This is a genomic window from Glutamicibacter sp. NPDC087344 (assembly GCF_044744225.1).
GTDB lineage: Bacteria > Actinomycetota > Actinomycetes > Actinomycetales > Micrococcaceae > Glutamicibacter.
In genome coordinates this window covers 162,389-183,960 of the sequence record NZ_JBIUXY010000008.1, presented here as the reverse complement: position 1 = coordinate 183,960, position 21,572 = coordinate 162,389, and the positions used below count along the sequence as shown (strand labels likewise).

Below are 21,572 nucleotides of genomic sequence, written 5' to 3'. Positions count from 1 at the left end.
AGACCACTGGTCGTACATATAGCCCTTAGGGGCCCGGTTCTGAGACTAGACTCAGTTCATGGGCAACAACTCTCGGTAGATTGTTGGTGCGATGCTGATATCGTCACCTTGTCGTTTTGGCGTTAGGAAAGGGACACATGGAAACACATACCCGTAGCCCCCGAGATTTATTTGAGGGTAAAGAGCACTATGAAATCCCGGCATTTCAGAGACCGTATGTTTGGACTGAGGACCTCCAGTGGGCACCACTGTGGGAAGACGTCAAGCATGTTGCGGAAACATTCGTTAACTTGAAATTAAATGACGAGCATGCAGAACCTGATATTCAGCACTTCATGGGCGCAGTTGTTTACGAGTCTAAGAAGCCAGTGGCCGGTGATGTTACAAGGCACGACGTCATCGACGGGCAACAACGAATGACGACCATTCAGATTCTCTTGGATGCAGTTCATGAGGTTGTGCGGGGCCGGAACCACTCGAATTTGGCAGAGTCCCTAGAAGAGCTGATCTTGAATGGATCACCTCGCTTTAAGGGAAAAAGAGAGCGTTTTAAACTCTGGCCTTCACATACAGACCGTAACGCCTTCGAGTTTGCCATGGATCCATCAATGGGCGAGGAAGTTGATCATCGAATAGTAGACGCTCACCAGTTCTTTATGCGAAAAGCCGAACGATGGATTGCTGGAACCACTGATGAGGACGGGGATGTTCCTCCGGGTGATGAAGGTCTTCGGGTCGAAGCGCTGAGTTCAACGCTTCAAGATCGGCTGATTCTGGTGGCCATTGATCTGACGGGTCACGACGACTCACAGTTGATTTTTGAAACACTTAACGCACGTGGGACACCTTTGCTGAAGGCTGATCTGATCAAGAACTGGATTTTTCGACGAGGTGAACAGTTAAAAGCAGACGTAACTCGTTGGGCAAACGACCTATGGGCTGAGTTCGATGGCGATTGGTGGCGCGCTGAAGTCCGTCAAGGTCGACTCATGCGCTCTAGGATTGATATCTTTCTCCATTACTGGCTTACCATGCGCCTCCAAGACGAAATTAAGGCTGACCAAGTTTTCCGCGTATTCACTGAATATGCTGAACCTTATATGACGTCTGCTATAGATGCAGAACGTCTTCTCACTGAATTGCGCAAAGATGCTGATACCTTTAGTGAATTTTCGGAATTAGAAACGCGCACGCCAGAAGGTCGTTTCTACTCCCGAGTCATAGAACGTCTGGAGATGGCAGCGACCACTCCGGTATTCCTTTGGCTTCTATCCGTCAATCATGGAATTTCACCTGATCAAAGGCGCATTGCTCTGGAGGCTTTGGAGAGTTGGGCGATCAGGCGCATGCTTTTACGTCTGACATCAAAGGATATGAATAAGTTCGCAATTGCCATACTCAAGATGCTTGGTACCTGCGACAAGGAGCAGACTGGAACCGAATTCCAGGAATTTTTGGCCGGACAGACTGCCGAGACTCGCAGGTGGCCGGCAGTTTCCGAAATGAAACAAGACTTGCCTGGCCAAAAGATCTATGGATTTATAAGACAGGATCGATTGCGCGTTATTCTTAGTGCGATTGAACAACATCTGCGGCTGAAGAACTCCAAGTATGAATCCGTTACTTTGCCGGAAAAGTTAGAAATTGAACATCTAATGCCACAGGGATGGAGAACACACTGGGACCCGGCTCCAAGCCTAAACCCTGAAAGTGCCCGAAATCGTGACATTCTTGTCAACAGTCTGGGAAACTTGACTCTGGTTACGAAATCACTCAACGGCTCGTTGTCTAATCGACCTTGGACTGACGATGAAGCGGAAGGCCTTATTGAAGGCGGATCGCCTAGCAGGGGGAAGCGAAGTCTTCTCGAGAACTATAGTTTACTAATTCTGAACAAGGAGATCCTCAATCATCACCCGGGTGACTGGAGCGAAATAGACATTTGGGAGCGGTCCGAATCGCTGATTGATACTATTTGTGAGATCTGGACCCACCCTATTGAAGGGAATAGCGTGGAGGATTAAGAACTATTCTCGTCGAATTTTGATAAAAACTGCGGGTGCCCTCCCATCATGGGGGCACCCGCAGTAACTGTTTATGAACCGGTGGATTACTCCACGGTCACCGACTTGGCCAGGTTGCGTGGCTGATCAACGTCAAAACCCTTGGCGGTAGCCAATTCGCAGGCGAAGATCTGCAGCGGCACGGTGGCCAGCAGCGGCATCAGCAGCGTCGGGGTTTCCGGAACGTAGAACACGAACTCGGAGAAATCCTTCACCGCTTCATCGCCAGCTTCAGCGATGACCAGGGTCTTGGCACCACGGGCGCGCACTTCCTGGATGTTGGATACAACCTTGGAGTGCAGCGAGTCGCGGCCGCGTGGGGATGGAACCACCACGAAAACCGGCTGGCCGTCATCGATCAGGGCAATCGGGCCGTGCTTCAGCTCGCCAGCGGCGAAGCCTTCGGCGTGGATGTAGGCGATTTCCTTGAGCTTCAGTGCGCCTTCCATGGCAACCGGGTAGCCGACGTGGCGACCCAGAAACAGCACGGAGGATGCCTCGGACATGGAGCGAGCCAGTTCCTTGATCTCACCGCTGCGATCCAGGATGTCCTGGATCTTGGCAGGGATCTTGCCCAGGTCTGCAAGGATGTCCTTGATCTGGCCGGAGAACAGGTTGCCACGCAACTGAGCCAGGTACAGGCCCAGCAGGTAGGTGGCGGTGATCTGTGCCAAGAACGCCTTGGTGGAAGCCACTGCGATTTCCGGACCGGCGTGGGTGTACAGCACGGCATCGGATTCACGCGGGATGGTGGACCCGTTGGTGTTGCAGATGGACATGGTCTTGGCGCCCTGTTCCTTGGCGTAACGAACCGCCATCAGGGTGTCCATGGTTTCGCCCGACTGGGAAATCGAAACGATCAGGGTCTGCTTGTCCACGATAGGTTCGCGGTAGCGGAACTCATGGGAGAGCTCTACCTCAACCGGGATACGGCACCAGGACTCGATGGCGTACTTGGCGACCTGGCCGGCGTAGGCGCTGGTGCCGCAGGCAAGAACCACAATCTTGTTGATCTTGGTCAGATCTTCCGGATCGATACGCAGCTCATCCAGGGTCAATCGGCCGTTTGCATCCGAGCGGCCCAACAGGGTGTCAGCTACGGCTGCAGGCTGATCAAAGATTTCCTTCTCCATGAAGGACGGGAAACCGCCCTTTTCCGCGCTGGCCGCATCCCAGTCAACGGTGAATTCTTTGCCTTCAGCAGGGTTGCCGTCGAAGTCGGTGATCAGGTGGGTGTCTGGGGTGATGGTAACGATCTGGTCCTGGCCCAGTTCCACGGCACGACGGGTGAAGTCGATGAAGCCGGAAACATCCGAGCCCAGGAAGTTCTCCCCGTCGCCCAGACCCAATACCAGTGGCGAGTTGCGGCGCGCGGCCACAACAACACCTGGGTGGTCCTGGTGGACCGCCAGCAGGGTGAAAGCACCCTCCAGGCGCTGGACAGCCAACTGCATGGCCTTGGTCAAATCCCCGTCTGCACCGTTGGAGTACACCTTGCCCAGCAGGGCGGCTGCAACTTCGGTGTCGGTTTCCGAAAGGAACTGGACACCGTCGGCTACAAGTTCGGCCTTGATGCTGGCGAAGTTCTCAATGATGCCGTTGTGGATCATGGCCAACTTGCCACCGTCAGCCAGGTGTGGGTGAGCGTTTCCGTCGCTCGGGCCGCCGTGGGTAGCCCAACGGGTGTGGCCGATGCCGGTCACTGATTCCGGCAAAGGAGCTTCGGCAATCTCGTTTTCCAGGTTGACCAGCTTGCCGGCCTTCTTCCTGGAGTGAATAGCACCGTCTGCTACAACTGCCACGCCGGCAGAGTCGTAGCCACGGTATTCCAATCGGCGCAAGCCTTCAATAAGGACGTCAAGGGCGCCGTGGTCGGCGTTCGCACTTGAGGTTCCTGCATATCCTACAATTCCGCACATGGAAAAAAGACTACCGGGTCAGGGTCAAACGGTGGTACTCATCGTGTCGCAGCACTCAAAATTTGCTATGTGTTAGATCACTTCAGGTGCTGTTAAGGGCAAAACTGCCGGTATGTTAACTCCCCGATATTTGGGTTGTGGCACTACTTCTTGGCAGAATTTGTCCACGTGGAACCACACGACACACTTGAATCAACAGTTACTCCCTTCGTAGACCTCGAACGTGAAACCTGGGCGCGGCTTTCCAACCAGATGGAACAGCCGCTGAACCAGGACGACATTGAGCGGCTTCGCGGTCTGGGTGACTCCCTGGACCTGCATGAAGTGCGTGACGTTTATCTTCCATTGAGTCGTTTGCTGTCCTTATATGTTCAGGGTGCAGGAGCGACCCACCGGGCAACCACCACGTTTCTGGGGGAGCAGACCAGCCAGACACCTTTTGTGATTGGTGTGGCAGGTTCGGTTGCGGTAGGCAAGTCCACCACCGCACGTGTGCTGCGTGAGATGCTGCGACGCTGGCCCGAAACCCCTGACGTCCAACTGATCACCACGGACGGCTTTTTGTACTCGAACAAGGAACTTGAACGCCGTGGCATCATGCAGCGCAAAGGTTTCCCGGAGTCTTATGACCGCCGAGCGCTGTTGCGTTTTGTCTCCGCGGTGAAGTCCGGAGTTCCAGAGGTCAGCGCCCCGGTGTACTCGCACCTGACCTACGACATTGTTCCTGGACAGCGCCAGTACGTGCGCTCGCCGCAGGTGCTGATTGTGGAGGGCCTGAACGTGCTCCAACCGGCACGCACCCGCTCGGATGGAACCGTAGGATTGGCGCTCAGCGACTTCTTCGACTTCAGTGTGTATGTCGATGCAAAAACCCAATACATTGAAGAGTGGTACATCCGCCGCTTCATGAAACTGCGCTCCGGGGCGTTCTCGGATCCAGCCAGCTACTTCCACCGGTATGCGAAGTTGACCGATGACGAGGCACGAGAGACTGCTCACGGGATTTGGCAGCGGATCAACGAGCCAAATCTCAAGGAAAATGTGTTGCCCACCCGTGGCCGTGCTCAGCTGGTTTTGCGCAAGGCCGCGGACCATTCGGTACGCCGGATGCTCTTGCGCAAGATCTAAATAATCATTAACGGTGCATGTGATTTCATCGAACAGTTCGAATTCTGGTGTCAAAAAACCTATTGATCTGTACTTCGTCTGTGTATGATCAAGCCATGCTTAAGGGTTTCCGCGATTTTATTATGAAGGGCAACGTTGTCGATCTGGCCGTTGCCGTGGTGATCGGTGCCGCCTTTGGTGCCGTAGTGACCGCACTGGTCGACAACGTATTGATGCCGTTGATCGCCGCTCTGGTTGGCTCCCCGAACTTTGACGGCTTCCTGCTCTTCACCATTGACGGAGTAGAGATCAAATTCGGTGTGTTTATCACCGCACTGGTCAACTTCCTGCTGATTGCCGCTGCAGTCTACTTTGCACTGGTCATGCCGATGAACAAGGCCACCGAGATGCTCAACCGCCGCCGTGGCATCACCGAAGAGGAAGAAGAAGCCGAACCAGATCCGCAGCTGGCCATCCTGGAACAGATCCGCGACGAAATCAAGGCTCTGCGCTAAAGACTCACAGTTTCATCATCACTCGCTTTAGGGGCGGGCCGCCAGACCTTCGGGTCAGGCGGCCCGCCCCACGAATTTAAGGCAACAAAGCGGTGTGTCTGAGCGCGCAATGGAGGTCACGGCAACAAAGCGCGAAAAGTGGGAAGATGGACAGGTGAATTCTGAAGCACTAGAGCAAAGCAACGAAACTGCTGCGTTGACCTCTCAGGGATCCGTCCCCTGGGAACGCCGCGCAGTTATCGACCTCTCAGCAATCCGCAACAACGTCAAGCAGGTTGTTGACCTCGTAGCCCCGGCCGCGGTGATGGCAGTGGTTAAGGCGGACGGTTACGGACACGGCGCGCTACAGGTCGCCACCGCGGCGCTGGAAGCCGGTGCCAGCTGGGTCGGCTGCGCTCACGTCACCGAAGCACTCGCCCTGCGAACCGCAGGGCTGGACGTTCCCATGCTTGCTTGGCTGCATACGCAGGACACACCCTTTGACGAAGCCATCGAGGCGGGAATCGACCTTGGAGTCTCCGGCTGGGACCTGGACGCCATCGCGGAAGCCGCCCAGCGCTTGCAGACACCTGCGCGAATTCACCTCAAGGTGGACACCGGCCTGGGGCGCAACGGCTCCACCATGGCAGACCTGCCGAGCCTGCTTCAGCGCGCCAGCGAATACCAGGAAGCCGGACTCTTGCGTGTGGTTGGAGTATTCTCCCACCTGGCCGTAGCCGATGAACCTGAGCGGCCGGAAACCGATGCGCAACTGGCGACCTTTGACGAAGCCATCGCCCTGGTGGAAGCCGCCGGTTTCGACCTTGAAGTCCGGCATATCGCCAACACCCCGGGGATTCTCTCCCGTCCCGACTCCCACCATGAACTGGTGCGCCTGGGCCTTGGACTCTATGGCCTGAGCCCCTTTGAGAACGAGTCGCCGGATACCTTCGGCCTGCGCCCCGCCATGAAACTGGTAACCCGCGTTGCGAACGTCAAAAAAGTGCAAGCCGACCAGGGTGTCTCCTACGGCCTGAACTACCACACCAACGCCGAAACCTACCTAGGGCTGATCCCGCTAGGCTACGCAGATGGTTTGCCGCGAATCGCCACCGGAGCGCCGGTCACCGTGAACGGCAAAAGCTACCCGGTCCGGGGTCGAATCGCCATGGACCAGTGCGTCATCGACCTGGGCGCGGATATCGACCCGGCAGACTTCCTGGGTGCCGAAGCGATCATCTTTGGCGAGGGCGGCCAAAGCGTCAACACCTGGGCCTACGCCGCCAACACCATCAACTACGAAGTTGTCACCCGCATCTCACCACGCGTCCCGCGCTACTACGTCCAGGGCAGCTGGGGTGAAGCAGGTGAGTGAAACCAGCAAAGAATTCACCTGCCAACTATCAAACCTGGACGCCACCGAAGCACTCGGTACCGCCCTGGGCACCCAGCTGCAGGCCGGAGACCTGATCATCCTCACCGGGGCACTCGGAGCAGGGAAAACCACCCTGACCCAGTCACTGGGGCTGGGACTGAAAGTCCGTGAGGGAATCATTTCCCCAACCTTTGTGCTCGCCCGCCAGCACCCCTCACTAGTAGGTGGCCCCGGACTCATCCACGTGGACGCCTACCGGCTCAAAGACCACAACGACGTGGACACCCTGGATCTGGAATCCACGCTGGCCGAATCGGTCACCGTAGTGGAATGGGGATTGGGCAAGGTGGAGCACCTCACCGACTCCCGCCTGGAACTGCAGCTTGACCGCGAAGCACTGGCCGCCACAACCACGCCGAACGTTAACCCGTGGGAAGAAGAAGCCGACCTGGACGAACCACGCCTGTTCACCCTCAAAGCCATCGGCCCACGCTGGGACGAACCAGCCTTTGAACAGCTGAAGAGCACACTCCTAGAAGCCGTGCACACCGGAGAACTACATGCCTAATTACCTTTCCATCGACACCTCAGCTCACGCCTCGGTCGCTCTGATCAACACCACCACCGGCGCAATCGTTGCCGAACGCACCTCACCCAAGGGCAACGATCAGACCGAAACCCTCTCAAGCTACGTACGCGACCTGCTCGAAGAGAACAATGAGCAGGGAAAGAACCTCGCAGGGATCTTCGTTGGGGTAGGGCCCGGCCCCTTCACCGGCCTACGAGTAGGACTTGTCGCCGCCCGCACCTTCGGCTTCGTCTGGCAGGTCCCGGTATACGGCGTCATGTCGTTGCACGCGCTCGCCGAACGGGTACTGCGCTCGGGAGACTCACCAGACGAGTTTGTAGTTGCCTCCGACGCACGCCGCAAGGAAGTGTACTGGGCAAAATACGATGCAGACGGTGCGCTCATTGACGGGCCGCACGTCGGTGCCGCCTCAACGCTGCCGGCTCTGCCGGTCTACGGCGTAGGTGCCGGAATCTATGCCGATACCTTGCGTGAAATTGGTGCCGAGCCCATGACAGTCTCCTTCGACTGGATTGCCGATGCACGCGACCTTGCCTCCCGGGGCATGGATGACCTGGCTGCCGGTAGGGATTTGTCTGACACCGCACCACAGTACCTTCGCGAATCCGATGCTCAGGTGCCGGCATTCATGAAGCAGGCTCAGAGCAAAGCAGCCACCGCATGAGCGTCAAGCTACGGTTGATGACCACGGCAGATATTCCCGAGGTGCATCAGCTGGAGACCCAGCTGTTCCCGGAGGATGCCTGGCCCTTGGCAGCTTTCGAATCCGAGCTGGCACAACACGAAACCCGCAACTATTGGGTTTATGAAGATCAGGGCCGAGTCATTGGCTACGCGGGACTGTGCACCGTGCTGCCCATCAGTGATGTTCAGACCATTGCCATTGATCCGGCCTACCAGGGCCAAGGGTTGGGGCGAAAGCTGATGAACCTGTTGATTGAGACTGCGCTGGATTCCAAGGCGTTGGATGTCATGCTGGAAGTCCGGTTTGATAATCCCACGGCAATTTCACTGTATGAATCCCTAGGATTTGTCACCATTCACCGGCGCGAACGCTACTACAAGGGCGGCGTTGACGCATTGATCATGAGGCTGCAGTTGGATGCACTGCAGAAAGAACGTACGCAAGAAAACGAGGAACCCACCGCATGAGCATCAAAGAACCAGTAGTACTGGGAATCGAATCCTCTTGCGATGAAACCGGAGTCGGTATTGTGCGCGGCACCCAGCTGCTAGCCAACGCAGTTTCCAGCTCCATGGACGAACACGTGCGTTTTGGTGGGGTGATCCCGGAGATTGCCGCCCGTGCACATCTGGAAGCGTTTGTCCCTACGCTGCAGCAGGCGCTGGACACTGCAGAACTGACACTGGATGATATTGACGCTATTGCCGTCACCAGTGGTCCGGGTCTTGCCGGTGCGCTGATGGTGGGCGTCTCGGCTGCCAAAGCCCTGGCGCTAGCCACAGGCAAACCACTGTACGGAATCAACCACTTGGTAGCCCATGTTGGCGTTGGGGTGCTGGAAAGCGCGGTACTGCCGCCAAGCTTTGGTGCGCTGCTGGTATCCGGTGGGCACACCGAGATCCTGAAGGTCACCTCGTTGACCAATGACGTTCAGTTGCTGGGTTCCACCATTGATGATGCCGCAGGTGAAGCCTATGACAAGGTTGCTCGCCTGCTGGGCCTTGGCTACCCAGGTGGCCCTGCCATCGACAAGGCAGCCAAGGATGGAGACCGCAAGGCATTCCGATTCCCGCGAGGTCTTTCGCTGCCGAAGTTTGTCGGCAGCGCCGAGAACCCGGGCAAACACCGTAACAACTTCTCCTTCTCGGGACTTAAAACAGCTGTGGCACGTTGCGTCGAGCACTTTGAGGCTGCGGGGGAGCCGGTCCCAGTCGCCGACATCGCCGCGTCCTTCCAGGAAGCCGTGGTGGACGTAATCACCTCCAAGGCCGTTCGAGCCATGGTGGAGAACAACCTGACCACGGTGCTGCTCGGTGGCGGCGTTGCGGCAAATACCCGCTTGCGCGAGTTGCTGGCCGCTCGGTGTGCTTCTGCAGGTATCGCGTTGATTGTGCCGCCGTTCAGCCTGTGTACCGACAACGGTGGAATGGTTGCTGCCTTGGGTGCCCAGCTGGTAGCTGATGGGGTTGCGCCGTCGGGCTTGGACTTCGCTACAGATTCGTCGCAGCCGGTGACTCAAATCGTTTTGGGCGCCTCGTAGAGATGTCGATAGCTTTGCCACAGTAGGGCAAGTATCTGGAAATTCCACGTCTTGAATTTTTGACGGCAATAATTGAATGTATGACTGAAGCCTATTCAATACTTGGTCGCAGACGCGTTCTCACGGAAGAATTCCAGCAACGAAACACTACGCATCACAGCCGGCAACTCATGGAACACTCCACGATTGAGCCGGGGCCTTTGTGGGGGGTGGGGCGTGAGTCGAGGATCTCTTGGATCCTGCTCTGTAGTTCCATGAACTTGGTCATGGGTAGACTAGTACTATACTTGTAACTCATCGGCTTCTTCGGTTTTTGTGTTGTTTGATCACTTCCATTATTAATCGTTGATGCCGATTTTTCTATGTCTTCACTGGTCAGGTGATGAATGACATTAATTGGAGTTGTGAATTTAGTTCTATGTTTGAAGGCACAGTTTCTTGGAAGACCATCGACGAAAACGGTTTCAATCGCCTGGTGGAGAGTCTCATTACTCGGCTTTACCATCACCCACCGAATTCGAATGTTGTCGTGCTTGATGGACGAGGTGGCGATGGTGGCATCGACATTGCTGTCTACACCAACGGTGAACTCGAGAAGATCTTTCAACTTAAATATTTTCCTGAAGGATTCTCTGGTGGTTTTAGATCAACTCGTGGAAAACAAATAAGAAAGTCGTTTACCGCAGCCTGGACCAATCATGCACCGCCTCAATGGATTCTCGTTTACCCAGCCAACCCGACCAGGGGCGAATTGAAGTTCGCCAAGGATTTGAGTATAGGCAAGGACGTAGAAATTTCGATCATGGGGATTGCTCAGCTTGATGCTGAGCTAGCACGACATCAAGACTTACAATCCATGGCTACTCGAGTCCCGCTCGTCGAAGCACTCAAATTAGCTGCACAAGAAAAAGCGGCGTTGGAATCACCAAGCGATCTTGCGCAACGCGCAGCGGGCTTGCATTCCCTTTCCAGCGGTCGTAGTGCCTACTGGGATGTTGATTTTCATGCCACAAGTCAAGGGATCACAGAAATCCTGCGCGCAAAACACCCTCGGGCTGCAGAGCTAGAGCCGCTCAGTTTTACATTCTCGGTCAAGAAAAATTCTTTCGGTCTCACGAAAGATATGCAACGCGTTTTGGACTACGGTGTGGTAAAAGATATTTCTATTCCGGGAGAATTTATTGAAGACTTTCAGATGCACGGTCCGGATTGGTTTGGACAACGAGGAGCCGTTGAGCGGGTTGAGCTGATTGCACCGGAACCGCTTCTGCCAGCGCAGAGGGTCCCTGTCACATTCGAACTACTCGATGAACAAGGTTTCAGTACGGCTAAACACGAAGGTTCGATTCATGCACTTGGCAAGGGCGAGAAAGGCATCTCATTCAGGGCAAATTTCTATGAAGTTGTCACACTTGACGCACAGATTCCGAGCGAGAATGCATCGCCTGGGCAATTTGACCTGAGAATCAAATTTGCACATGCACATATCTCAATGGCCTCAAAGGCAATCAAGTTTCTAAAGGATATTAGTTCGGATATGTCCCTTCAAGTGAGTTACGACGGAAGAAAAATCATGAAAGCGCTCACGACAGCTAAAGAATCGGATAATGAGAATGATGCTTTATTGCCCTCTCGCGACATACAGTTGCTGGTCGATGATCTGGAAGTACTCGAAAACAAACTTGGGACAGCCTTCCGTATGCCATCAGACCTCTCACATCGTGAACGTATCATGATCAGAATCGCACGATTGTTAGCCGAAGGACGAGCGACATTCTTCCCTCCACAAACCTCGCTTCCAATTACCCTTACCGGAACACGGACTGACGAGCTCACCACATTGATGACTTCGGGCGGGGTAATTTTTACCACACACCCTGCATTCCCGCTGGAAATTCAGGACAGCAAGTTCAACTTTGGCACCGTGGCTTTGTATCACCCTAATGTGATCGTAAGAGAAGCTCAGAGAGTAAGAGAGGCCTTCGCAACAAGCTCAGCTGGCGGGGTCAAAGCACACCTGGATCCTCAAACTGAACAACTCTTTCAAGTATTCCCTGTAATCTCGGACGACGATGAATTTCCTAAACCTGTTCCTTGGAACCTTCCTGATATTCCAATGCCCGAAAACTACCTCGATACGATTGGCCCCAACTCAACCGACTAGTTCCGCACAGCCTGATGCTCCCACCTCAGAGTATCCAGCCCTGCTGATCCCAACGATTCGCGATGATTAAATCTCCACGGCAACAGTGCCGCCTCGTTTGAGAGGGCCTAAAATACATGCCCAAACAGTACACCTTTGAAGTCAAGGACCACGCTGTTACATGCATCCTCGACTGTCTAGTCCATTACAACTCAGTTTTTATACGGTGTGTGTCAGGATCTTGCATCGAAGCTGTTTTGTATTGCAGAGGTTTTTGGTAGTCCCGAATAGGGGTTGAAGGTGTGAAATCTCGGGACGTGGACAGCTCCTATCCGAGAGCCGCCGGCACAGCTGATTAACGATAATCAAAGACCTCGGGCATGTCTTCTTCCCGCGCTTCGTACTGGGCTTGGTATTCTGCGGCTTTCCGGCTCCACTGGGTGGTTGGGTTCGCCAAGTGAATTCCTCTGATCAAGTACGAGGACACAAATCGCTGAAGAACACGCAATGCCACCATGGGCAACGGGAAACTCAACACCACTTCCGCGGTATCAGGATCCGACAAAATGAATTCCTCGTCGGTGATGGTCCTCAGGAACTGTCGGTCGGCATAGGTCTGCGGCAGTGAGATCTGCTTGCCCCGATAATAAGCTTGGCAGTTGTCTTTATTGACCCGTATCAGTAACTGATGGCTTTCCCGGTTCCTGCCAGTTTCGTGCTGCTCCGTGAGCTTCTCCAGGATGTCGCCGGTTTTCGACACGACAAGGTCAGCGCGTTGCACCGCCGAGCTGCCGATGCGCCGCTTCATCAGGTATTCAGCAGCTTTGGCTTCCAGCACCACCATCGGGATCGGCTCGGTGGCCGGCGTGTGCTCCAGCAGCTCCCAGGCCTTCTGTGGGGTTGCGTGGTTCAAGGACTGATGAGGGCGGCGCTGATTGTAGTGCTCACGGTAGCGGCGAAGCAATTTCTGCACGTCGGCAAGATTCTGGGGTTTGTTGGCTTTGAGGAACTGTTGAAGGGTTTGGTGCGAGCGTTCATTCTTGCCCTGAGTCGTCGGCCTGCCTGGAAGTCCGGTAATCGGCATGCTTCCTTGGGAGGCGAGATAGTTCTCTACGATGCCGATGGTTCCGCCACGCAGTTGATTGAATGCCTTGGAGTTATCGCTGAGGACTTCTTTGGGTGGCCCGTATTCAGTGATGGCACGTGCGAGCACCTGTTGCGCATCGCCGCTGTTCTCGTGGCGTGCAAACGCGCTGGAGCCAACATCGAATCGAGTCGCATCATCGATGAGCTGGTAGACGGTCACCACCTGGTCGGAGAGAGTTCTGTACTCGAACGCGTCGAGTTGCCACAGCGCCATAGCAGCAGAGCGCGCGAAGGGAACGTAGGAGGATTTGGGGCGCTTGCGCGGACTGCGTTCAACATGCCCGACACTGGCCAGCAGCCGCGCAATGGTCGCCACGGATGGGATCTGTTCGCCGGGAAAATCATCTAGGATGGTCGCTTCGTAATGGATGGTCTTCGGTCCGTAGTCCCAGCCGTCTTTCTTGAGTTCTTTGCGGATCCTGACCAGGTCGTTGATCACTTCGGGGCCGTAACGTCTGGAGGGTAGTTTCGGGGCTCTGGAACGCGGGTGGAGTGCGCCGGCTGATTCTTGGGTGGCTCGTTCGCGGATGCGGTAGAAGATGCTTCGCGAGATTTTCTGGGTCTTGCAGAATTCACTGACCGACAGGGCATCTGGCTGCGTCGGATCGAAGCTGATGATCATCGCGCGCAGGCGTGGAGAAAGTGCGTTAGGCATGGAAATGAGCGTGCCAGAAAGCCACGTTGTAAATGTCCACGAAGCGGTGAGACATCGTGTCCACAATGTCATGAGATCGTGTGTCCACGAAGTCCAGAGATTTCACACCGTTTCGTCGCACACCCACTACCGAAAAACTCCACTATACAGGCCTGGGCCCAGCTTACGCACCGCAGCAGGTTGAATGAATCTTCACGACTGGGGACCGGGCAGCACGGCTGCTGAACAAGCACGGAAGGCAGAGTGAAGTTGTTGGCCTGATCCGTGGTGGCGCTCATCGGAGCACCGGCAGTACCAGCAAGCCGTAATCGGAGTACCCTGTCGGCGAAAGGGGACGGTGCACAGTAGCCGGAACAGCCGTACCAACTCGCCCTATACGGCAGCCAGGGGTGATTCCTTGATCGTAGACGGTACTGACGTGCGAGTTCGCATACACCGACCCGCGATCAAAGCACATGACTCAGGGAAAAAGAAGTGGCATTGCGTCAATATCCAAGTCGTCACCACGCTGGCCGGACGGGCCCTTTATATCGGTGAACCAGTGCCCGGGAGGATGCACGACCGGGTAGCTTTCACCCACACCGGTGTGGAGCAACTGCTGACGGAGTCGCCTTACCTCGCGGATCTCGGCTATCAAGGAACGTCCGGGCTGATCCCGTACAAGAAGGGACAGCGTCCCGGAACCGGGGAGCTGATTGAGCATGATCGGCTGTTCAGCAAAGAGCTCTCCAAGCATCGCGCAGCAGTTGAACGAGGCAACGCGCATTTGAAGAACTGGAAGATCCTCGCGGAGGTCTATCGTGGAGTGTTCCACGAACTGCCGGCAGTGATTCGTATTGTTTCGTTGCTGGAATTCTTCCGTGAGAACGCTTCTGGGACCAAGTGCTGACTAGGTTTCATTAAATGCACATTAAATTAAGCAGAGAAACACGGCCTCCGTTAAACATTCTAATATTAGCAACCTAGTACCTAAATTGTGTATGGCCCGGTGGGTCAACGTATTGGCATTGAAAATGCAACAATGCTAATCTCTTGGACAAGGCTCCGGACTGCTCGAGAAAGAGGACCCGGAAACTGTAGATCCGTATCACACGAATGCTCTTAGCGTCGATAACTCGGAGTGATTTCATTGGTTGACGCCTGGAATGACTTACGTTCCACCTGGGCCTTGCCAAGTGAATGCAATCCGCTTCCAAAAACTTTTCCAGTGCTTGTGATTGCCAGGAAAACAAGCAGACCGCTGATTATTGTTACAATCCACCTTGTTTCTTCAATGTTAGCTTCGGTATATTTAGTTATTGTGGCGCTGGTAGTGAAAAGTATAGAAATTGAAATTATGCCGAAAAAATTGGAAACCGCATAGTCTTTGAAATCTTTTGTTGCATCAAAATATAGATGCGCATATTTATCAAACTTTCCCAATAGAAACCATGCGCGTTGTTCGTATCGATAAGTAAAGATTCCAACGATTGAAATCCAAACGCATGCTATAAGGGATATAAAAACTGGAGCAAATTGCCAAAGGGGAAAATGTGGATCTTTTCGCACTAAGAAAGATGAAAAAAATCAAAGCAGAAGTAAGCTAATACCATTGTTGCTAGGGAAAGGAAAGCGTAAGGAATAACGGGAGGATATCTGAATAATATTGGTCGGATAGATTCAATTGATTTATGGCTTGAGTGGTTTGGCATACTGGGGTCGCTAGCGGATGTAAATAGCGAACCTGCAACTGTAAATAAGTCGACCGGTAGGTCCTTCTGTTCGTATCTTTTAGCTAAGGCTGGTAGTGCTCCGGACGTCGCAGACGAGATACTTCGGTTTGATGGGATCTTGATTTCATGAATGTGAATGCCGTCATGAACATTTGATACTTTTAGTACCAAGGCCTCATTGAACGCCAGTCTGGTATTTGCATCCCTGGGTACCCGCAACCTTGGTGCCCTTTCCGAGTCGTATGGATCTTGGCGTCGGGGAGGCTCGATATATTCTGGTGGGGTTTTGGAATTCCATTCAGGAATGAGCAACAGTTTACCAACCGCATCAAATGATTTTCTGGCCTGTAGGCAAAAATACAAAGTCGATAATGTCAGTATCATGGTGGTTAAGATGACGAATTCGGCCAGCGATCCAAAGATGATTCGTCTATTGTCCGTTCTTTCATCAATACAGCGTAATGTTACCAAAAAAACCATGAAAATAATTGGATAAGCTATAACTTGAATCCAATGTCTAGAAAAGTAAGCCCGATATAATCTCATTTTGTCGAGAATACTCATTTTTCGAAATCCGTAATTTATCAAAATCTCAACTACTTGCTTCTTGTTGCTATTCATTGAATGCCTTTTGGTTCCAGGTCGATTATTTTGAATATTTAACGGATTGAATTCCATTGAATTCCGTTTAATCGGTCGTATGTTTATATTGTTATCTTGCTGGTGTTGAACTAATTTTTGACAGATTTCCGCTGCTTGATTTAATCTGAGTGTAGAACGTGTAATTCAAAAACAATCGCACATTCCTAGTGGTCTAAACTGTCTTTACGCGTGCGACGTTATCTTTGACAACTTCGCGGAAGTCTCCACCGGATGCTGCGAAAACTTGACGTTGTAACTGGTACTCGGCGCCGCGTTCGATCAGCTTGATGATGCCCCGCAGCTCATCCGCACAGCCCAGCTGTTCGGCTACAGGGGTCAACCTTTTTACCTCGCTACGGAGGTGGTCGGTGACCAGCATTTCATCGCCCTGAGCATTGAGGATGATGATTGCGTCCAAGCCGTAGCGAGCGGCACGCCATTTGTTCTCCACCCGGTACCAGTCCGGCATGACTGGGATCTTGTTCCCCGCCTCCAGGCTCAACGACATGTCGTGGACCAAACACTGGGTCAGTGCAGTAATGGCGCTGATGTCTTCCAAAGAGCTCATGCCGTCGCAGATACGCATTTCCACGGTGCCCAGACGTGCCACCGGGCGTACGTCCCAGCGGATCTCTGAGATGTCGTCAATAACTCCGGTGTAGAGCATGTCGGCCACGTAGGCCTCGTACTCGGACCAGGTATTGAAGTGGAAGGGAATGCCTGCGGTGGGTAGCTGCTGGAACATCAGCGCGCGTTGCGAAGCGTAGCCGGTGTCTTCTCCGCCCCAGTAGGGGCTGGAGGCACTGAGCGCCTGGAAGTGCGGCTGGTAATTGATCAGGCCGTCGGTGATGGGCAAGGCCTTTGCCTGGTCGTCCAGCCCCACGTGCACGTGCACACCGTAGATCACCATCTGGCGACCCCACCACTGGGTGCGGTCAATCAGGTTAGCGTAGCGCTCTTTGTCGGTGACGGGCTGGGAGGTGGGTGCTGCGAATGGGTGAGAGCCGGCGCAGTAGAGGTCCACACCCATGGGGGTGGTGACTTCACTCAGTGCGCGGACATTGTCTCGCAATTCAGCGGCGGCCTCGGCCACGGTGTGATGAACACCGGTGACGATTTCCACGGTGTTCATCAGAAGCTCGGGCTTGATGGTTGGGTGCTCTTCCTCGTGGGGAACCCCGGCATCATCCTTGAGTTTGCACAGTACCTGTTCTGCAACGGAGCACAGGTCTGCTGTGTCGTGATCAACAAGCGCAATTTCCCACTCGACACCAATGGTGGACTGGGCTGAGTCGGCAAATTCGATCTTCTGCACGGGACTCCTTCATTACGTGGTCGATCCAGGTTGGGCCTGAACCGGAAAGTTGAGAAAACCGGTGTATCCCACACCCATTTGGAGGATAACCAATCCCATTGTATTTGGTGCCCTGAGTTTGTCAGATCACTGCATCAACGTGGGTCGAATGAGTCGTAACAAAGACATGATTAGTGGGGTTCCACTTCGAATGCTACGCGTTTCTCGCCAATACGCGCCAAGATCAGCGTCGCTTTGTTTTTCGCACTCTTTGGCGAGCCGGCCAACAGGATACGTCGAAGCTCCTCGGGGGTGACGTCCACACCGCGCTTTTTGATGTCCAAGGTGCCAATGGCGTTGGTCTTCACCCAGCTGCGCAGCTTCTTCACGTTGTAGTCATGGGCAGCCAGCACCTTATAGCCCCGAGCGAAGGGGGTGGCGATCTGCTGGGCGTGGGTGAAGTAGGCAATGTGCTCATCCAGAAGATGCCCACCCGTTGACTCCAGCAACGTAGAGATCAGGTGTGAGCGGATCACGGCACCATCTGGTTCGTAGAGGTGCGCTTCGAGATCGCCTACCGGAGCGGGAGTATCTGCCTGTGCGGTCACTGGACTGGTGAGTTCGTGGGCGCCGTCCTTGTCGATAACCAGCGCTGCGCGAGAAATGTTTTCACGTCGCAGCCGGCCAAACCACAGGCACGCTTCAATGACCGAACCGTGGTCGGAGATCCACACGGCTTCGGCCGTCTCAGGGATAGCATCATGCGGTAATCCCGGGCCGAGCTTGACGCCAACGTCTAGGCCGTCGTCAACAAGCTTCTCAACAAAAGACAGGGGAGGGGAAAATGCTTCGGGATCAAACAAGCGGCGGGTGCTGCCAGCAACGTCGGTTCGACGTGCCGGGTCCAGCCAGACTCCGTCGATTCCGGTCAGGTCGGTATCCTGCGCTGAGCCGTGGACTACCTTGGCATTCTCGAAGGGCATCAGATTGAGGGTGGTGGCCGCCGCGGTGGTTTCGTCCATCTCTACCGCGGTTACTTCGAGGCCTGCGCTGGCCATGGCGATGGAGTCGGTGCCGATGCCGCAACCCAGATCGGCTACGTGGGTGCTGCCGGCGTTGACGAAGCGGCGGGCATGCATGCCGGCAATGGTCAATCGGGTTGCCTGCTCGAGGCCTGCGGGGGTGAAGATCAATGAGTCGGCAAAGGGGCCGAACTTCAGCCGAGCCTTGTAACGCAATTCGGCCTGAGCCATAACCGCACGAACTACCGAGGCGTCATGGCCGTCTTTACGCAGTTTTTCGTTTAGAGCCCACGAACTGTCTTTGTTCGCCACCATCGAAGGGTCAATAGTGGAGAGAAGACTCCAGCCTTCTGCCGACAGCAGTGCAGCGAATTGTTCATTGAGTGTTGAGTCATTGGAAGCCTGAGCCATACGTTAAGACTATCTGGGTTTTGAGCTCTTCAGGTTTTAGCTCTGTGGCTACGTTACGTTGGCTGTTCGTTGCAGTTTCTAGCAGCTCCTGCCGTATTCGGTTGTACGTCAGTGGGCGCGCATTTAGCGTCAGTTGGCTCCAGCAGTCCTGTATGGGGTAAATCGAGGTCTTCGGCCAGGCTGTGACAGTTGCGCTTTCGGTCCTGCACAATCGGCAGGTGCGGAAGGGGTGGAATCACGAACAACTGGACGCGCGGAAAATCTGTAAGACCCATGGCGTAGGCCGCCTCGTCCTCGTCCGCTTCGTGTCATATTTGCGTCACATTCAAATTCCTCAAGCGAGCCCACGGCCTCAAATTTCGAGGAATTAGACGCAACGGGTTGGTTGATGCCCGAACCGGCGTTCAGAAAGTGACCCTACGTCGACTGAGTCCATGAATAAGAATATCTAATTCAATCATCTCTGAGTATTGTCAATGACTGATGCTTTGGTTGCACTTGAACTTCGAGTTTCGCAACATCGACTGTGTGCTTTATGGTGCCCGCGGTGCGCCTTGCTGAGGCGATGGAGGTTCGTGCCGCTTTGCTGGATCTGCAAATTTCAAGCTCGAATTCAGCTCAGTGATTCACGTCGCATTCAGCACCGCTTGTGGTGTTGTATGTCACCTGTGATGAAACTTAGGCAGAAAACTGCGCAGCAGTCGACAGCGCAACGAAGCGCTGTATCCACTGAAGAACCATCGACAACCATTTCCTCCGAACACAAGCTCAAACGGCAACTCAGCAGCCGGCACCTGCAGATGATCGCCATCGGCGGCTCCATCGGCACCGGATTGTTTGTAGCTTCTGGCGGCACCATCGCCCAGGCGGGCCCGGGCGGAGCGCTCATGGCCTACGCTGCCGTGGGACTCATGGTGTACCTGCTGATGCAGTCGTTGGGGGAGATGACCGCCAAGATTCCCGTGGCAGGCTCCTTCCAGACCTACGCCACCCGTTTTGTCTCTCCCTCCTTCGGGTTCGCCATCGGCTGGAACTACTGGTTCAACTGGGCCATCACCGTCGCGGCTGAACTGGTCGCCGCCGGAATCGTCATGAGCTTCTGGCTGCCAGATGTCCCGGGCTGGGTTTGGGCTGGCGGGTTCCTCTTCGTGCTGACCGCACTGAACGCACTGTCGGCCAAGGCTTTTGGCGAGGGAGAATTCTGGCTTGCACTGATCAAGGTGGTCACCGTGATTGCGTTCCTGGTGGCCGGGGTGCTGATGATCTTTGGAATCCTCGGGGATCACACCGACCCGCTGGCCAACTGGCGTGAAGGGCAAGACGTCTTCCATGGCGGATGGATCTCCATCATGGCCGTGTTCATGATCGCCGGATTCTCCTTCCAAGGCACCGAGCTGGTGGGTGTAGCCGCAGGCGAAGCCAAGGACCCACGCCGTGAAATCCCCAAGGCCATCCGCAGCGTCTTCTGGCGCATCATGCTCTTTTACATCGGTGCAATCTTCATCATTGGGTGCCTGATCCCGTTCACCGACCCGAGCCTGCTCTCCAGTGGTGAAGCCGACGTGGCCTCCTCGCCGTTCACCGTGGTCTTTGAACGCGCTGGCATTGCCTTCGCCGCGGCCGCCATGAACGCCGTCATCCTCACGGCCATTCTCTCTGCCGGGAACTCCGGGCTCTACGCCTCAACACGCATGCTGTACGCCATGGCCCATGACGGCAAGGCTCCCAAGATCTTTGGACGCACCAACTCCCGGGGTGTCCCCATGGCGGCGCTGTTCGCCACCGCAGGCGTTGGGCTCTTCGGATTCCTCACCGCGCTGGTCGGCCAAGGCGCAGCCTACGCCTGGCTGTTGAACGTCTCGGGCCTGTGCGGCTTCATCGTCTGGGTTGGTATTGCGGTGTCCCACTACCGCTTCCGCCGCGGGTATCTAGCCCAAGGGTACGACGTGGCAGATCTGCCTTATCGCGCCCCGTTTTTCCCGCTAGGGCCCATACTGGCCTTCGTCATGCTGCTGGCGGTCATTGCCGGACAGAACTATGAGGCAGTGCTTGCCGGGCGCGGGCTGGAAGTGCTCTCCGCCTATATTGGGCTGCCGCTGTTCCTGAGTTTGTGGCTGATTCACCGGTTTGTCACCAAATCACGGGTTGTCGCACTGAAAGACATGGATTTGTCCGCACCGGAGGATATCGAGGAATCGGCCACGCTCCGCTTAGCGCGAACCGAGGTGAAGAACTAGGTCGTTCATTAGCACTCGCCTTGACCGAGTGCTAAAGATCGTCCTAAAGTCGTCTTTGGGTTCAATGTCCTTTTTTGAGGACATCGGACACCGCCTGACTGGATACCACCAACTGGCACCGCGACGACGGTTGGTCCAATGCCAGTAGGGCGCACCCCTACACCATTGGTTCATACACGAAAAGGAGAGACCATGTCTGTCTCCATCAAGCCGCTCGAAGACCGCATTGTCATCAAGCAGGTCGAAGCCGTGACCACCACCGCTTCGGGCCTGGTAATTCCGGACTCCGCCAAGGAGAAGCCGCAGGAAGGCACCGTTGTCGCAGTAGGCCCCGGCCGCATCGATGACAACGGCAACCGCATTCCGCTGGACGTAGCCGAAGGCGACGTGGTCCTGTACTCGAAGTACGGCGGAACCGAAGTCAAGGTCGGCAACGAAGAGTACCTGGTGCTCTCGGCTCGCGACGTTCTGGCAGTCGTCGTAAAGTAACGCCAACCTCGCGGCATCAGCACACCATCCACCGCAACGGCGCTCGCCG

General features: G+C 55.0%; 18 protein-coding genes. 12 read left to right on the top strand and 6 right to left on the bottom strand.

Going from position 1 to position 21,572, the window contains the following annotated elements:
• Nucleotides 1-137 precede the first annotated feature (137 nt).
• Nucleotides 138-2,024 carry a DUF262 domain-containing protein gene (locus ACIOWL_RS15450; protein ID WP_400386971.1) on the top strand — a complete coding sequence of 629 codons (1,887 nt, stop codon included), beginning with the start codon at nt 138-140 and terminating at the stop codon, nt 2,022-2,024.
• An 86-nt stretch (nt 2,025-2,110) separates the two neighbouring features.
• Here ACIOWL_RS15450 and glmS read toward each other — a convergent pair whose 3' ends face one another.
• Nucleotides 2,111-3,982, bottom strand: coding sequence for a glutamine--fructose-6-phosphate transaminase (isomerizing) (gene glmS, locus ACIOWL_RS15445; RefSeq protein ID WP_400386969.1), 1,872 nt, complete (start codon nt 3,980-3,982; stop codon nt 2,111-2,113).
• A gap of 168 nt (nt 3,983-4,150) precedes the next feature.
• On the opposite strand from glmS, the gene coaA reads away from it, so the two are divergent.
• The 8 genes from coaA to ACIOWL_RS15405 all read left to right on the top strand — a co-directional run bounded on the left by coaA (nt 4,151) and on the right by ACIOWL_RS15405 (nt 11,936).
• Nucleotides 4,151-5,110: a type I pantothenate kinase gene (gene coaA, locus ACIOWL_RS15440; RefSeq protein WP_400386966.1), complete on the top strand. Its 960-nt coding sequence runs from the start codon at nt 4,151-4,153 to the stop codon at nt 5,108-5,110.
• Between the two features lie 95 nt (nt 5,111-5,205).
• The gene (mscL, locus tag ACIOWL_RS15435; protein WP_400386963.1) at nt 5,206-5,604 is read left to right on the top strand and encodes a large conductance mechanosensitive channel protein MscL; all 399 of its coding nucleotides are present in this window, start codon (nt 5,206-5,208) and stop codon (nt 5,602-5,604) included.
• A gap of 94 nt (nt 5,605-5,698) precedes the next feature.
• A complete protein-coding gene (gene alr, locus ACIOWL_RS15430) occupies nt 5,699-6,958 on the top strand; it encodes an alanine racemase (protein ID WP_400386961.1) in 1,260 nt (419 codons plus the stop codon).
• Nucleotides 6,951-7,526, top strand: a complete 576-nt coding sequence (gene tsaE / locus ACIOWL_RS15425; RefSeq protein ID WP_400386959.1) for a tRNA (adenosine(37)-N6)-threonylcarbamoyltransferase complex ATPase subunit type 1 TsaE — start codon at nt 6,951-6,953, stop codon at nt 7,524-7,526. Before alr ends, tsaE begins: the two co-directional genes overlap by 8 nt.
• Nucleotides 7,519-8,211, top strand: a complete 693-nt coding sequence (tsaB, locus tag ACIOWL_RS15420) for a tRNA (adenosine(37)-N6)-threonylcarbamoyltransferase complex dimerization subunit type 1 TsaB (RefSeq protein ID WP_400386956.1) — start codon at nt 7,519-7,521, stop codon at nt 8,209-8,211. The genes tsaE and tsaB overlap by 8 nt, the downstream gene beginning before the upstream one ends.
• On the top strand, nt 8,208-8,699 hold the full coding sequence (gene rimI / locus ACIOWL_RS15415) for a ribosomal protein S18-alanine N-acetyltransferase (protein ID WP_400386953.1): 492 nt from the start codon (nt 8,208-8,210) through the stop codon (nt 8,697-8,699). Before tsaB ends, rimI begins: the two co-directional genes overlap by 4 nt.
• Nucleotides 8,696-9,772 (top strand): tRNA (adenosine(37)-N6)-threonylcarbamoyltransferase complex transferase subunit TsaD, encoded by a 1,077-nt coding sequence (gene tsaD / locus ACIOWL_RS15410; protein WP_400386950.1) that lies wholly within the window; start codon nt 8,696-8,698, stop codon nt 9,770-9,772. The genes rimI and tsaD overlap by 4 nt, the downstream gene beginning before the upstream one ends.
• Before the next feature lie 379 nt (nt 9,773-10,151).
• Complete coding sequence (locus ACIOWL_RS15405) at nt 10,152-11,936, top strand: hypothetical protein (RefSeq protein WP_400386947.1); 1,785 nt, start codon at nt 10,152-10,154, stop codon at nt 11,934-11,936.
• A 334-nt stretch (nt 11,937-12,270) separates the two neighbouring features.
• Here the strand turns inward: ACIOWL_RS15405 and ACIOWL_RS15400 are convergent, their stop codons facing one another.
• The gene (locus tag ACIOWL_RS15400) at nt 12,271-13,716 is read right to left on the bottom strand and encodes an integrase core domain-containing protein (protein WP_400386944.1); all 1,446 of its coding nucleotides are present in this window, start codon (nt 13,714-13,716) and stop codon (nt 12,271-12,273) included.
• A gap of 337 nt (nt 13,717-14,053) precedes the next feature.
• Here ACIOWL_RS15400 and ACIOWL_RS15395 point away from each other — a divergent pair, with 337 nt between their 5' ends.
• Nucleotides 14,054-14,605 (top strand): transposase family protein, encoded by a 552-nt coding sequence (locus ACIOWL_RS15395; RefSeq protein ID WP_400386941.1) that lies wholly within the window; start codon nt 14,054-14,056, stop codon nt 14,603-14,605.
• Nucleotides 14,606-14,817: 212 nt separating this feature from the next.
• Here the strand turns inward: ACIOWL_RS15395 and ACIOWL_RS15390 are convergent, their stop codons facing one another.
• The 4 genes from ACIOWL_RS15390 to ACIOWL_RS15375 form a co-directional block, all read right to left on the bottom strand.
• Entirely contained in the window at nt 14,818-15,264 is a 447-nt protein-coding gene (locus ACIOWL_RS15390) for a hypothetical protein (protein WP_400386938.1), read from the bottom strand.
• Nucleotides 15,264-16,106 (bottom strand): hypothetical protein, encoded by an 843-nt coding sequence (locus ACIOWL_RS15385; RefSeq protein ID WP_400386935.1) that lies wholly within the window; start codon nt 16,104-16,106, stop codon nt 15,264-15,266. Before ACIOWL_RS15385 ends, ACIOWL_RS15390 begins: the two co-directional genes overlap by 1 nt.
• 136 nt (nt 16,107-16,242) lie before the next feature.
• Nucleotides 16,243-17,385, bottom strand: coding sequence for a glutamate--cysteine ligase (locus ACIOWL_RS15380; protein WP_400386932.1), 1,143 nt, complete (start codon nt 17,383-17,385; stop codon nt 16,243-16,245).
• 170 nt (nt 17,386-17,555) lie between these two features.
• A complete protein-coding gene (locus tag ACIOWL_RS15375; protein WP_400386930.1) occupies nt 17,556-18,797 on the bottom strand; it encodes an SAM-dependent methyltransferase in 1,242 nt (413 codons plus the stop codon).
• Between the two features lie 671 nt (nt 18,798-19,468).
• Between ACIOWL_RS15375 and ACIOWL_RS15370 the strand changes: the two genes are divergently transcribed.
• Together ACIOWL_RS15370 and groES are read left to right on the top strand one after the other, a co-directional pair.
• A complete protein-coding gene (locus ACIOWL_RS15370) occupies nt 19,469-21,034 on the top strand; it encodes an amino acid permease (RefSeq protein ID WP_400386928.1) in 1,566 nt (521 codons plus the stop codon).
• 192 nt (nt 21,035-21,226) lie between these two features.
• Nucleotides 21,227-21,523, top strand: a complete 297-nt coding sequence (groES, locus tag ACIOWL_RS15365) for a co-chaperone GroES (protein ID WP_013349608.1) — start codon at nt 21,227-21,229, stop codon at nt 21,521-21,523.
• Nucleotides 21,524-21,572 lie beyond the last annotated feature (49 nt).